General features: G+C 65.7%; 6 protein-coding genes. All 6 read left to right on the top strand.

What is annotated here, in order from left to right; translation table 11 throughout:
* The first annotated feature begins 113 nt into the window (after positions 1-113).
* A complete protein-coding gene (locus CLU90_RS11290; RefSeq protein WP_442906740.1) occupies positions 114-2,249 on the top strand; it encodes a CHASE2 domain-containing protein in 2,136 nt (711 codons plus the stop codon).
* A 189-nt stretch (positions 2,250-2,438) separates the two neighbouring features.
* On the top strand, positions 2,439-4,049 hold the full coding sequence (locus CLU90_RS11285; protein ID WP_100427954.1) for a ShlB/FhaC/HecB family hemolysin secretion/activation protein: 1,611 nt from the start codon (positions 2,439-2,441) through the stop codon (positions 4,047-4,049).
* 16 nt (positions 4,050-4,065) lie between these two features.
* Complete coding sequence (locus tag CLU90_RS29275) at positions 4,066-10,677, top strand: YDG domain-containing protein (RefSeq protein ID WP_157808805.1); 6,612 nt, start codon at positions 4,066-4,068, stop codon at positions 10,675-10,677.
* Positions 10,646-11,398, top strand: coding sequence for a FecR family protein (locus CLU90_RS11270; protein WP_232731165.1), 753 nt, complete (start codon positions 10,646-10,648; stop codon positions 11,396-11,398). Before CLU90_RS29275 ends, CLU90_RS11270 begins: the two co-directional genes overlap by 32 nt.
* A gap of 104 nt (positions 11,399-11,502) precedes the next feature.
* A complete protein-coding gene (locus CLU90_RS11265) occupies positions 11,503-13,926 on the top strand; it encodes a heavy metal translocating P-type ATPase (protein ID WP_100427953.1) in 2,424 nt (807 codons plus the stop codon).
* A gap of 1 nt (position 13,927) precedes the next feature.
* On the top strand, positions 13,928-14,347 hold the full coding sequence (gene cueR / locus CLU90_RS11260) for a Cu(I)-responsive transcriptional regulator (protein WP_092710574.1): 420 nt from the start codon (positions 13,928-13,930) through the stop codon (positions 14,345-14,347).
* The last annotated feature ends 1 nt before the right edge of the window (position 14,348 follow it).

Genomic DNA, 14,348 nt, shown 5'->3' with positions numbered 1-14,348 from the left:
TGGCGCAGGCCTTGCGCAAGCATGGGGCGCGCTCGCTGCTGGGCGTGCTCTTGACTGTGGCGGCGGCCGTGCTGTGCCTGGCCGGCAACGAGAACATCGCGCGCCTGGACGCCATGCTGGGCGACTGGCGCATGCGTGCCGAGACGCCGCAGCTGGACCGCCGCATCGTCATCGTCGACATCGACGAACAAAGCCTGGCCAAGGTGGGCCGCTTTCCGTGGAGCCGCGACGTCCAGGCGCGCCTGGTGCGCCAGCTCGCCGGCCATTACGGCGTGGCCGCGCTGGGCTTCGATATTGCGTTTCCCGAAGCGGACACCAGTTCCGGCTACGCCGTGCTGCAAGGACTGGCGCATGGCGCACTGGCGGGCGTGCCCGGCTTGCCGGCGCAGCTGGAAAAGCTGCGCCCGGCCATGGACTACGATGGCCTGTTCGCCGAGGCCATGCGCGGCCAGCCCGTGGTGCTCGGCTACAGCGTCTCGGAGCAGCAGCGCAAGGGTGTGCTGCCCAAACCCGCCTTCACGGTCGCCGATTTGAACGGCCGCACGGTGACGGCCTACGTGGCGCGCGGCTACGAAGCCAATATCGCGCCCCTGCAGGCGGCCGCGCAGGGCGCCGGCATCTTCACGGCGCTGACCGATGCCGATGGCGTCGTGCGTTCCTCGACCCTGCTGCAGCGCATCGGCGACGGCTATTACCCGTCGCTGTCGCTGGCGACCGTCGCCGTCTACCTGCAGGCGCGCGCCATCGCTCCCCGTTTCACGGGCACGGCCGATACCCTCTCGGCGCGCGAACTGGCCAGCGGCGGCCTCGAACACATCATGCTGTTTACGCCGCGCGGCGCGCTGGCGATCCCCGTGGGCGAAGCCTTGACGACGACGGTGCAATACCGCGGCGCGGGCGGCCCCGATGGCGGCGCCTTCCGCTATGTCTCGGCGTCCGACGTGCTGGCCGGCACGGTGGCGCCGGCGCTGCTGAAGGGCGCCATCGCGCTGGTGGGCACGACGGCGCCCGGCTTGAACGATATCCGCGCCACGCCCGTGAATGCCGAATATCCGGGCGTGGAGGTGCACGCCAACCTGATCAAGTCCATGCTCGACGGGCGCTTCAAGGCGCGGCCCGACTATGCGCTGGCCCTGGAGCTGGTGCAGATACTGCTGTTTGGCCTGCTGCTGGCGGGCGCCTTGGCCGTGCTGCCGCCGGCTGGCGTGATGCTGGCCACCGTGGGCGCGCTGGCGGCCGCCGTCGGCATCAATCTGTACCTGTACGCCGTGCACGACCTGGTGCTGGGCGGCGCCGTGCTGCTGTTGCTGATCCTGGCGCTGTTCATCGCCAACCTGGCGTGGGGCTACTTTTTCGAGGTACGCAAGGGACGCGCGCTGGTGGCCCGCTTCGGCGAATATGTGGCGCCCGAACTGGTGGCCGAGATGGCCGACGATCCGCAGCGCTACACGATGGAAGGCGAAAACCGCGAACTGACGGTGCTGTTTGCCGACGTGCGCGGTTTCACGGCCATTTCCGAGCAGCTGGCGCCGGCCGCGCTGCGCGAATACATCAATGCATACCTGACGGCCATGTCGGAGGATATCCGCGACAGCCATGGCGGCACCTTGGACAAATACATCGGCGACGCCGTGATGGCGTTCTGGGGCGCGCCCGTCGCCTTTGGCGATCACGCCAGCCGCGCCGTGGCCAGCGCGCTGCTGATGCAGGCCAGCGCGGCGCGGCTGAACCGGCAGTTTTGCGCGCGCGGCTGGCCGGCGCTGCGCATCGGTATCGGCCTCAATACGGGGCCCATGCATGTGGGCGACATGGGTTCGCGCATCCGCCGCGCCTATACCGTGATGGGCGACAGCGTCAATCTGGCCGCACGCCTGGAAGGGGCCAGCAAGCTGTATGGCGTGGGCATCGTCGTGGGCGAGGCCACGCGCGCCGCGGCGCCGGATTTCCTGTACCGCGAGCTGGACCGCGTCAGAGTGGTCGGCAAGCAGGAAGCGGTGGCCATCTTCGAGCCGCGCTGCCTGCTGGCCGATGCCCCTGCCGCCGAGCTGGCGCAGCTCGAGCGCTGGCACGCGGCGCTGGCCAGTCTGCGCGCGCGCGACTGGGCGGCGGCGGGCGCGCAGCTGGCTAGCTTGCAGGCGGACTTCCCCGACGATGGCCTGTACCGCCTGTACGCGGCGCGCCTGGCGCAGTACCGCAATGCGCCGCCGTCCGCCGGCTGGGATGGGGTGACGGAATTGCACAGCAAATAGGCCGGCCGTTGCGGCACTTTTTACCATCGTGGGCGCGCTGTTTGTTGCGTTGCGATAAAAATCAGGGAGAAATGTTAGAAATTTCTGACTGGAAACTAAAAGCCGTCTAAAATTTGTCTTCAACCCATTGCCGGACACGCTGGCGCCTGCGGGCCGCGCGCTTGTCCTGTTACACAAGAAATCCTTCACATGACATATCGTTTGGTGCACCTGCTTGCGGGTTCCGCGCTGCTGTTCGCCGTCGGCGCCGCCGGCGCTGCCGCTCCTATGGATGATGCCGCTCCTGCCGCGCAGGAAGACGGCGTGCCGCGCTTCGAGATCCGCCGCTTCGACGTCCAGGGCAATACCCTGCTCGCGCCCGCGCAGGTGCAAGCCTTGCTGGCGCCTTTTACGGGAGTGCAGCGCGATTTTTCCGACATCGCCCGCGCCGTCGAGGCGCTGGAAACGGCCTACCGCGAGCGCGGCTACAGCGCCGTGCAGGTGCAATTGCCGGAACAGGAACTGGAACAGGGCGTGGTGCGCCTGAACGTGCTGCAAACGCCGCTGGGCAAGCTCGCCATCAGCGGCAACACGCATGTGGACGAGGCCAACGTGCGGCGCGCCTTGCCGGCCTTGCGCGAAGGCGAGACGCCGAACCTGCCGGCCCTGTCGCAAAATCTGAGGCTGGCCAATGAAAACCCGGCGCGCAAGATCGAAGTGCGTTTGCAAGCCGACGAGCCGGCGGGCGCCATCGACGCCATCGTCACGGTGGCCGATGAAAAGCCGTGGAAAGCCATGCTCAACGTGGACAATACGGGCAATGCGCAAACGGGCAAGACGCACGTGGGCGTGGTGCTCCAGCATGCCAACCTGTTCGGGCTCGACCATGTGGCCAGCCTGCAATACACGAGCAGCCTGGAAAAACCGGACAAGGTGGGCGTGTATGGCGCCGGCTACCATTTGCCCCTGTATGCGCTGGGCGACTCGATGGACTTTTTCGCCAGTTATTCGAACGTCGATTCGGGCAGCGTCTCGGCCGGCATCTTCGACCTGGCCGTCAGCGGCCAGGGCAGCATGGCCGGCATCCGCTACAACCAGAATTTTGCCCGCAGCGGCGACTTCGAACCCAAGCTCGTGTACGGCGTCGACTACAAGGCGTACCGCAACAGCGTGCAGCTGTTCGGCATGGAACTGGGCGCCGACGTCACCGTGCATCCGCTCAGCGTCAGCTACATCGGCAACTGGACCTTGCCCACGGGCGAGACCAGCGTGGCGGTCACCTTCGCGCACAATATCCCCGGCGGCAAGCACGGCGCGCAAGCCGATTTCGACCGGGTGCGCGCACATGCCAAGGCCGCCTACAACACCTTGCGCCTGAGCGCCAGCTCGGGGCGCGTGCTGGCCAACGACTGGCAGTGGCGCGCGCTCGTCAACGCGCAAGTCACGCCGGATGCGCTGGTGCCGGGCGAGCAGTTCGGCGCCGGCGGCGCGTCGTCCGTGCGGGGCTTCGCCGAGCGCGAAGTATCGAATGATTCGGGCGTCAACCTGAACCTGGAACTGTACACGCCGAACTGGTGCGGCGAGGCGCTCGGCTTCCAATGCCGCGCGCTGGCCTTCCATGACACGGCCTGGCTGCGCCGCAACCATGCGCTGCCCGGCGAAAGCGCGTCGCAAGGCGTCAGCAGCGGCGGCCTCGGCCTGCGTTTGCTGCTGAGCCGCTACGCCAACCTGCAACTCGATTACGCCCATGTCGTCAATGGCGGCGACACGGGACAGCGGGGCGCCAACCGCCTGCATTTCCGCCTCGCCTTGGCCTACTAGCATCAGGATGAACACCATGCACAACCACGTCCAGCACGCCTCCCTTTTCATCCTGACGCCACCCTATGCGCCGCCCCTGCGCCGCACGGCGCTGGCGCTGCTGCTGGCCGGCTGTTTCGGCGCCGCGCAAGCCAACCCCGCCTTGCCGCAGGTGGTCAACGGCCAAGCGACGTTCAATCAGCAGGGCAACATCTTTTCGATCACGAACACGCCCAACACCATCATCAACTGGCAGAGCTTTTCCATCCATGCGGGCGAAATCACGCGCTTCATCCAGCAAAACGGCAATAGCGCCGTACTGAACCGCATCACGGGACAAGACCCCAGCAAGATCCTGGGCAGCCTGGAATCGAACGGCAAGGTCTTCCTGATCAACCCGAACGGCATCGTCTTCGGCCAGGGCGCGAAAGTGGACGTGAACGGGCTGGTCGCGTCCAGCCTGGGCATGACGAACGAGGATTTCCTGGCGGGCAAGCGCCAGTTCACGGCCGGCGGCGTGGCCGGCGCCGTCGGCAATGCGGGTACCATCAATGCGGGCAAGGGCGGGCAAGTGCTCTTGATCGCGCCGAACGTGGAAAACACGGGCATCATCACGGCGCCGAACGGCGAAGTGATCCTGGCGGCCGGGCGCAGCGTGCAGCTGGCCGACCCCGGCAATCCGCAATTGCGCGTGCTCGTCTCGGCACCAAGCGACCAGGCGCTGAACCTGGGCCAGATCATCGCCCAGGGCGGCAGCATCGGCATGGCCGGCGCGCTGGTCAGCCAGCGCGGCGTGCTCAATGCCAACAGCGCCGTCGTCGGCGAGCATGGCAAGATCGTGCTCAAGGCCAGCGGCAAGGCGCTGCTCGAAGCGGGCAGCGTCACCAGCGCCACGGGCGCGGCGGGCAAAGGCGGCGACATCCAGGTGCTGGGCGAGCAGGTGGGCTTGCTGGGCAATGCGAAGGTCGACGCCAGCGGCGCCACGGGCGGCGGCACGGTCTTGCTGGGCGGCGACTACCAGGGCAAGAACGCGGCCGTGCAGAATGCGCGCCAAGTGCTCGTCGGCAAGGATGCCAGCGTCGCTGCCGATGGCATCGACAGCGGCAATGGCGGCAAGGTCATCGCCTGGGGTAATGAATCGGCCCAGGTGCACGGCAGCATTTCCGCGCGCGGCGGCGCGCAAGGCGGCGACGGCGGTGTCGTGGAAACGTCCGGCCACTACCTGGCCGTCGACGGCATCCGCGTCAATACGGGCGCGGCGCGTGGCAAGCGCGGCAACTGGCTGCTTGATCCGTATGATATCAATGTGGTGGCCGGCGGCGCCGGCCAGCTGGGCGACGTGGACCAGTTCGCCGACGCGCCGGCCACCGGCAGCAGCAACATCGGCGCCGACCTCATCTCCGGCGCCAGCAGCAATGTCATGCTGCAAGCCACGCATCGCATCAATTTCAACAGCGCCATCAGTATGACGCAGTCCGGCATAGGCTTGACCGCCAGGGCGGGTGAGACGATCAACGTCAACTCATCGATCACCACCAACGGCGGTAGCGTCACGCTGCTGGCCAACGATGCCAGCAGTGGCACACCTTACGGTGCCGGTTCGATTGTCAACCTGGCCGCGCCGATCAGCACGAATGGCGGCAGCGTTGCCCTGTCCGGTGCCAGCGTGGGCGGTGCTGGCGTGGTCAATGTGGGCAGCGGAAATCTGGCCCTGACCAGCAATATCCAGGACGGCACTATCGACCTGACCGGCAGCGGTGACCAGTTGTTCGGTAGCGGTAACGTTGGCCAAACAGTGACGTTGCAGGCAGATAATATCGGCATTAACGGGAAGCTCAACTTTGGCGGCACGGCCGGCAGCGCGAACGTGATCATCAAGCCGCTGAGCAGTTCGCGCAGCATCGACCTGGGCACCAAATCGGGCACAGCCCTCGGCCTGAACGCGGTCGAGCTGGCCGGCATCTCGGCCGCATCGCTGACCATCGGCGACGGCACGAACACGGCTGGCATACGGATATCGGATACGCTTGCCAGGGCTGGCGACCTGCACCTCAATTCAGGTTCCGCCATCACGGCCACAAGCGCCGTGACGGTGGACGGCAGCTTTGTGCTCGACGGCGGCAACTGGGTGCAAAACGGGGCGGCCTTGCCAGGATTTAGCGCCAGAAGCTTTGCCATCGGCAGCGGCGCCAGCTTCCTGCGCGTGACCGGCGGCGACGGCGCCTCCTCGCCCTACCTGATCGCCGATATCTACGGCTTGCAAGGCATTGCCAGCCTGGGTCTAGGCAACAACTATCGCCTGGCCGGCAATCTCGACGCCAGCGGCACCGTGAACTGGAACAATGGCCAAGGCTTCGTGCCGATTGGCGGCGGCAGCGGTTTTTCCGGCGTGTTCGATGGCGGCGGATTTACGCTCAGCAATTTGGTGATCGACCGCAGCCAAGTGCCAGGTTCGGCGGCAGGCCTGTTTGGTACCGTGCAGGGCGGCACCTTGCGCAACCTGATCCTGAGCGGCGGCAGCGTCGCCGGCACGGCGAACGTGGGCGCGCTGGCCGGCAATGTGGTCAGCGGCACTATCGAGAACGTGAACAGCAGCGTGGCCGTCAGCGGCCAGCGCAATGTCGGCGGCCTGGTGGGCAGCAACGGCGGCGCCGTCACCATGTCCAGCAGCAGCGGCGCCGTCACCGGCGTCAATGCCGATGGCGGCGGCGCCATCGGCGGCCTGGCGGGATGGAATGCGTCCGGCGCCAGCATCGCGACTTCGTATGCCACCGGCGTGGTGACGGGCGCGCGTGAAATGATCGGCGGCCTGGTCGGCAACAACCAGGGCGCGTTGAGCCAGTCTTATGCCACCGGCAATGTCAGCGGCGCGCGCAGCATCGGCGGCCTGGTGGGCCTGAACGGCGGCAGCATCGACGATGCGTACGCCAGCGGCGCCGTGGGCCGGGCCGCCACTGCCGATCCCATCCTGACCAGGGAAAACATGGGCGGGCTGGTCGGTGAAAGCACGGGCAGCGTCAGCCATGTCTTCAGCAGCGGCGCCGTGACTGGCGACGGCTATGCGGACGTGGGCGCGGTGGCCGGCCGCGTGTCCGCCGGCTCCCCGTTCAGCTATGGTTTTTTCAATTATGAAACGTCGCTGGTGCAGGCCGGTGGCGGCGGCTCCACCGGCCTCAGTACGGCGCAGATGCGGCAGCAGGCCAGCTTCAACGACTACAATTTCAGCAGCGTGTGGCGCATCTACGAAGGCTATACGACGCCGATGCTGAAGGCTTTCCTGAAGCCGCTGCAAGTGAACCTGTCGGGCAACGCCGCAGGCAAGGTCTACGATGGCCAGCTGGCCGCCTTCCTCGGCTCGATCGGCTATGTGGGATTGCTTGATGGCGACACGGGCGTCAATGGCAGCCTCGGCTACGGCAGCAATGCGCGCAACGTGGGCAGCTATGCGGCGACGGGCCTTTGGTCGACCAAGTACGACATCACCCTGGGCGGCACGACGACCTTCGCCATCACGCCGCGCGCGCTGACGGTGAGCATCGGCGGCAACGGCAAGGTCTATGACGGCACACTCGGTTACGACGGCGCCAGTTTCGTGCTGGGCAATCTGGTGACGGGCGACAACATCAGCGCCAGCGGCAGCGCCGCCTTCCTCGACAAGAACGTGGGCGGCAGCAAGGCCGTGCACGCCAGCGGCCTGGCCCTGGTCGGCAATGAACTGGGCAACTACAGCCTGACCGCGACGACGGCGGACGGTACGGCGGCCATCACGGCGCGCCTGCTGAACTATGGCGTCTCGGGTGCGCAAAGCCGCGTCTACGACGGTACCTTGCAGGCGGCCCTGAACGGCTACTTCGAAGGTCTCGCGACGGGCGACCAGGTCGGCATGGAAGGCTTGCAGGGCAGCTTCCGCGACAAGAATGTCGGCACCGGCAAAACGGTCGATTATCAGGTATCGACCGGCCACCTGACGGGTGCCGATGCGGGCAACTATGTGCTCAATGGAAATGCTGGCAGCACGACGGCCGACATCACGGCACGCACCTTGAACGTCAATATCAGTGGCGTCAACAAGACCTACGATGGCACGACAGGCGCGCAGGTGAACTTCGGCGACGACCGTATCCAGGGCGACGTCCTGACGGTGGCGGGCAATGCCGCGTTTGGCAACAAGAATGCGGGCACCGGCAAGGCCGTCAATGTCACGAACGTGGCGCTGAGCGGCGGCGATGCTGGCAACTATGTACTGGGCAGCAATGCTGGCAGCACCACGGCCGATATCGCGGCGCGTACCCTGAACGTGAGTTTCAACGGCGTCAACAAGACGTATGACGGCACGACGGGCGCGCAAGTCGGCTTTGGCGACGACCGCATCCAGGGCGATACCTTGAGCGTGAGCGGCAGCGCCGCCTTTGGCAACAGGAACGCAGGGACTGGAAAAACCGTCAATGTCACGAATGTGGCGCTGAGCGGTGGCGATGCGGGCAACTATATGCTGGGCAGCAATGTCGGTAGCACCACGGCCGATATCGCGGCACGTACCCTGAACGTGAGCTTTAATGGCGTCAACAAGACGTATGACGGCACGACCGGCGCGCAGGTGAGCTTTGGCGACGACCGTATCCAGGGCGACGTCCTGACGGTGGCGGGCAATGCCGCATTTGGCAACAAGAATGCGGGTGCCGGCAAGGCCGTCAATGTAAGCAATGTGGGCGTGAGCGGTACCGATGCAGGCAACTATGTGCTGAGCAGCAATGCTGGCAGCACCACGTCCGACATTGGTGCGCGCGCGCTGAACCTGTCCGGCGTGGCGGGCGGCAAGGTCTACGATGGCACGACGGCTGCGCAGCTGAGCCTGGGTGATGACCGTGTCGCCGGCGACATCTTGACTGCCTCGGCAGTCGCCAACTTTGCGGACAAGAACGTGGGTGCCGGCAAGGCGGTGCAGCTGAGCGGCGCGACCGTGACGGGCGCCGATGCGGGCAATTATTTTATCGTCTTGCCGACAGGCTTGCTGGCCAGTATCACGCCCGCCAGCCTGACCCTGGCAGGCGTGAGCGCGGCCGGCAAGGTGTATGACGGCACGACTTCCGCCACCGTCAGCGCGTCGGCGAACGGCGTGCTGGGTCAGGATGTGGTCAGCGTGGTGGGCGGCAGCGGCAGCTTTGCCGACAAGAACGCGGGTGCCGGAAAACTGGTGACGGCCAGCGGCTTCCGTCTGGCGGGCGCCGATGCGGGCAACTATACCCTGGAGACGACGGGCGGCACGGCGCAGGCATCGATTGCACAAAAACAATTGTCCACCTGGGTCGGCAGCGGCAACGGTCTGTGGAGCGATGCGGCCAACTGGGACGGCGGCGTGGTGCCGGAAGGCTCGAACGTGCTGGCCGTCGACTTTAGCAATAGCAAGGGCACCGTTACCTACAGCGCGGCGGCCGGCAACACCATTCTGAAAAACCTGAACTCGGCGACGGGTTTGCTGTTGACGGGCGGCAGCTTGACCTTGGGTGAAAGCGCGCTGGACCGCTCCGTGCTGGGCGGCCTGGCTGGTCTGGAAATCAACGGCGGCAGCTTGCTGCTGAACGGCAGCCTGTCGGCGGACCGCTATGCGCAGGGCGGCGGCCTGCTGAGCGGCAATGGCAACCTGCTCATCGCCAACAGCTTCAATCAGACTGCCGGCGCCATCCGGCTGGCGGGCCAGCTGGCCATCACGCAAGCGGCTGGCGACTTGCGCTTCGCCAGCCTGGCGGCGAACACCGTACAGCTGAGCGCCTTGAACGGCGCCATCGCCCAGGACGGCGCGCTGCTCGCCGGCAGCGTGGCTGCGCAAGCGCGCGATGGCATCGTGCTGGGCAATGCTGGCAACCAGGTGGGCAGTTTTACCGCCAGCAATAGCGCAGGGGGCGGCATTGCGCTGAACAATACCTCGGCGCCGGGCACCTTGACCCTGGGAACGCTGGTCACGGGCGCGGGCAATATCGCCATCGACAATACGGGCGGCGTCGCGGCTGGCAATATCAATGCGAATGGCGGCAACGTCAGCGTGACGGCGCACAGCCCCGTCACCGTCAACGGCAAGATCGCGGGCAATGACATCACGCTCAATGCCAGCACGGACGTGCTGCTGGGCGATGGTGCGCAGCTGGCCGCCGCGCGCGACATCAGCGTGGTGGCTGGCGGCGATATCCGCGTCGGCGGCAATGCGACTATCGCTGGCGCCGGCAATTTCAGCGCCATCGCGGGGACCAATGTGCGCTTTGCGGACACGGCCAGCGTCACCTTGCCGGCAGCGGGCAGCATCGGCGTGCTGGCGAAAACGGGCAGCATCACGGGCGACGCGGGCGTGCGCGTCAATCGCCAGCGCAGCGGCGTGACCCTGCTGGCACCGAATGGCGCGGTGAACATGGCGGACGCCATCTTCCTGCCCGCCACGACCATCGACAAGCCCGTGATCGACACCGTCACGAGCGCGGCCATCGACGATGCCTTGCGCATCATCAAGCAAGCCGACCGCGCCAATGATGCGCTCGCGTCGACTTCGCCCACCACGGCTGACGATAAAAAGAAAGACAGCAAGGAGGTTGCCGGTGCCACAGATAAACCAACAGGATACAAATTCGATGAACCTACTAAAAAAATGTACTGCAATTAAGGCCTTGTTGTGGCTGGCCTTGATGTGCGTGGGCGCGCACGCCTGGGCCGGACAGGTGGCCGGCACGGTGATGCAATTGAGCGGTCCGCTGATGGCCAAGAAGATGGACGGCAAGGTGAAAATCCTGGCCATCAAGTCCGAGGTCGAGCAGGGCGATACCTTGCTGACGGAAAAGGAAACCTATGCCTTGATCAAGCTGATCGACAATAGCGAAATCATCTTGAAACCGAATACCAGTTTCGTGATCGAGCAATTCAGCTACACGGCCGAGCAGCCCGACGGCGACCACGCCATCTTCAGCTTGCTCAAGGGCGGCCTGCGCTCCGTCACGGGCTTGCTGGGCAAGCGCAACAAGGAACGCTTCGAGATGAAGACGCCGGCTGCCACCATCGGCATCCGCGGCACGACGTTTGTTGCCAGCTATGTTGCTCCCTCGGCGCCGCTGCCGACGGCGCCGTCATCGGCAGGGCAGGGAATGGCTCCCGGCCTGTATGTGCACGTGATCGACGGCATGATTCATGTGACGAATCCAGTGGGCTCGCAAAACTTTGCCCCGGGCCAGTTTGGCTACACACCCAACTTCCGGCAACCTCCCGCCCTGTTGCCCGTCAATCCAGGCCTGCAGTTCACGCTGCCGCCGGCCTTTTTGCCATCGGCCTCAAGCGGCGGCGGTCCTGCAGGCGGCACCAAGCCTGCCGCCATCGACTGCGTGGTGCGCTAGATTTCTTGGACTGGCCCCTGTTTGCTTTGAAATAGGGCTTGACCTTCCCATCGTTGGATAGCAGATCCTGACCTTATTAGTCAATCTTTCGTACAGGATCTGCCATGAACCAGAGTGCACTCGCTCCCGCCGCTTCCCCTCCCGCCGCCGCGCATGCGCAGGCGCTGGCCATCGAAGGCATGAGCTGCGCCTCGTGCGTGGGCCGCGTGGAAAAGGCCCTGGCCGCCGTGCCCGGCGTGAGCCAGGCCAGCGTCAACCTGGCCACGGAAATGGCCAAAGTCACGTCCAGCACGCCGATTCCGCTGGCCACCTTGCAGGCTGCCGTGGAAAAGGCCGGCTACAGCGTGGCGCAGCGCGAAATCGACCTGAACATTGCCGGCATGACGTGCGCTTCGTGCGTGGGCCGGGTGGAAAAAGCCTTGCTGAAAGTGCCTGGCGTGCTGGCCGCCAGCGTCAACCTGGCCACGGAAAGCGCGCGCGTCAAGGTGACGGGCGAGGCCGATGCGGCTGGCCTGGTCGCGGCCATCGGCAAGGCCGGCTATGAAGCCAGGGTGCCCGCCGCCAGCCAGGCCAGCGCGCCCGCCGTGGCGCCGAATCGCGACGGCATGAAAGTGGCGTTCGCTGCCGTGCTGGCTTTCCCCTTGATGTTGCCCATGCTGCTCGAATGGGCCGGCATCCATCTGATGTTGCCCGGCTGGCTGCAATTCGCGCTGGCGACACCCGTGCAGTTTTACTTTGGCGCGCGTTTCTACAAGGCGGGCTGGAAGGCGGCCCGCGCCGGCAGCGGCAATATGGATCTGCTCGTGGCGCTGGGGACGAGCGCCGCGTACGGCCTGTCCGTCTACCAGTGGCTGACGGCGGGCGAAATGCTGCCGCACCTGTACTTTGAAGCGTCGGCCGTCGTCATCACCCTGGTGCTGTTGGGAAAATGGCTGGAAAGCCGCGCCAAGCGCCAGACGGCCTCGGCCATTCGCGCGCTGCAAGTCTTGCGTCCGGAATCGGCCCGCGTGCGCCGCGACGGCGTGGAAATCGATCTGCCCGTGGAACAAGTCAAAGTGGGTGACCTGGTGGTCATCCGTCCCGGCGAGCGGGTGGCCGTCGATGGCGTCGTGGTGGAAGGCGCCAGCCAGATCAATGAGTCGCTGATCACGGGCGAAAGCTTGCCCGTCGATAAGCACCCGGGCGACAAGGTCACGGGCGGCGCCATCAATGCCGACGGCTTGTTGCTGGTGCGCACGCAAGCCGTGGGCGGCGAGACGACCTTGTCGCGCATCATCCGCCTGGTGGAAGATGCGCAGGCGGCCAAGGCGCCGATCCAGCATCTGGTCGACAAGGTCAGCGCGATTTTCGTGCCCGTGGTGCTGGTGCTGGCGCTGCTGACCATGCTGGGCTGGTGGTTCGCCACCGGCGAGCTGGAAAACGCCATCATCAATGCCGTGGCCGTGCTGGTCATCGCCTGCCCCTGCGCGCTGGGCCTGGCCACGCCGACGGCCATCATGGCCGGCACCGGCGTGGCTGCCCGTTACGGCATCCTGATCAAGGATGCGGAAGCGCTGGAAGTGGCGCACGCCGTCAATACCGTCGTGTTCGACAAGACAGGCACCCTGACGGTGGGCAAACCCGCGCTGGCAGCCCTGCATGCGCACGGCATCGACGATGCCCGCCTGTTGCAACTGGCGGCCAGCATCCAGCGCGGCAGCGAGCACAGCCTGGCTACGGCCGTGCTCGATGCGGCTGCCGCGCGCCATATCGAACCCTTGCCAGCCACGGCCCTGTCGGCCTTGCCGGGCCGCGGCCTGGCGGCCCACGTCGATGGCCTGGAGTTGAAGCTGGGCAGCACGCGGCTGATGCAGGAATTGAATGTAGACATGACGCCTTTGGCGGCACAGGCCTTGTCGCTGGAAAACACGGGCAACACGATTTCGTGGCTGGCCTCGGGCACGCAATTGCTGGGGCTGTTCGCCTTTTCCGACCAGGTCAAGCCGAACGCGCAGGCCGCCATTGCCCATTTGCATAGCCTCGGTATCCAGACGGTGATGCTGACCGGGGACAACCAGGGCAGCGCGGACGCCGTCGGGCAGTTGCTGGGCATTGACACGGTGGCGGCGAAAATGCTGCCGGCCGATAAAACCGCTAAGATTGTCGCGCTGAAAGGCGAGGGCGCGAAGGTGGCCATGGTGGGCGACGGCATCAACGATGCGCCCGCGCTGGCGGCCGCCGACGTGGGCATCGCCATGTCGACGGGCACGGACGTGGCCATGCACGCGGCCGGCATTACCTTGATGCGCGGCGATCCGGCCCTGGTGGCGGACGCCATCGATATCTCGCGCCGCACCTACAGCAAGATACGGCAGAATCTGTTCTGGGCTTTCATTTACAACCTGATCGGCATTCCGCTGGCCGCCTTCGGCCTGCTCAACCCCATGGTGGCGGGCGCGGCGATGGCCTTCAGTTCGGTCAGCGTGATCAGCAATGCCCTGTTGCTGCGCCGCTGGAAAGCCCGCAGTGCGCATACCAAGGAGTCATAGGATGAATATCGGCCAAGCGGCAAGCGAAACGGGCGTATCGGCAAAAATGATACGCTATTACGAAAGCATTACTTTGTTAAAACCCAGCGCGCGCAGCGACGCCGGTTACCGCATCTACACGCCGAATGACTTGCACGCCCTGCGTTTCATCAAGCGCGGGCGGAGCCTGGGCTTTTCGCTCGAGCAGATCCGCGAACTGCTGTCGCTGTGGCAAAACGACCAGCGCGCCAGCGCGGACGTAAAAGGCATCGCCCTGGCCCACGTGGCGGACTTGAATCAGCGTATCGCCGAACTGACGGAAATGCGCGATACCCTGGCCCACCTGGCGCAATCGTGCCACGGCGACGACAAGCCCGATTGCCCCATCCTGCAAAGCCTGGGCCTGGCCGGCGATACGGAAGCGACAGCATGTTGCCATTGAG

It is taken from the genome of Janthinobacterium sp. 67, from assembly GCF_002797895.1.
GTDB lineage: Bacteria > Pseudomonadota > Gammaproteobacteria > Burkholderiales > Burkholderiaceae_D > Janthinobacterium.
The sequence above is the reverse complement of the archived record's forward strand: the minus strand, read 5'-3'. Positions and strand labels throughout refer to the sequence as shown.

Bases quoted from the DNA above. Each gene is read 5' to 3' on its own strand.
- cueR (WP_092710574.1), top strand. From the start codon at position 13,928: ATGAATATCGGCCAAGCGGCAAGCGAAACGGGCGTATCGGCAAAAATG.
- CLU90_RS29275 (WP_157808805.1), top strand. From the start codon at position 4,066: ATGCACAACCACGTCCAGCACGCCTCCCTTTTCATCCTGACGCCACCC.
- CLU90_RS11265 (WP_100427953.1), top strand. From the start codon at position 11,503: ATGAACCAGAGTGCACTCGCTCCCGCCGCTTCCCCTCCCGCCGCCGCG.
- CLU90_RS11290 (WP_442906740.1), top strand. From the start codon at position 114: ATGCTGGGCGACTGGCGCATGCGTGCCGAGACGCCGCAGCTGGACCGC.
- CLU90_RS11285 (WP_100427954.1), top strand. From the start codon at position 2,439: ATGACATATCGTTTGGTGCACCTGCTTGCGGGTTCCGCGCTGCTGTTC.
- CLU90_RS11270 (WP_232731165.1), top strand. From the start codon at position 10,646: ATGAACCTACTAAAAAAATGTACTGCAATTAAGGCCTTGTTGTGGCTG.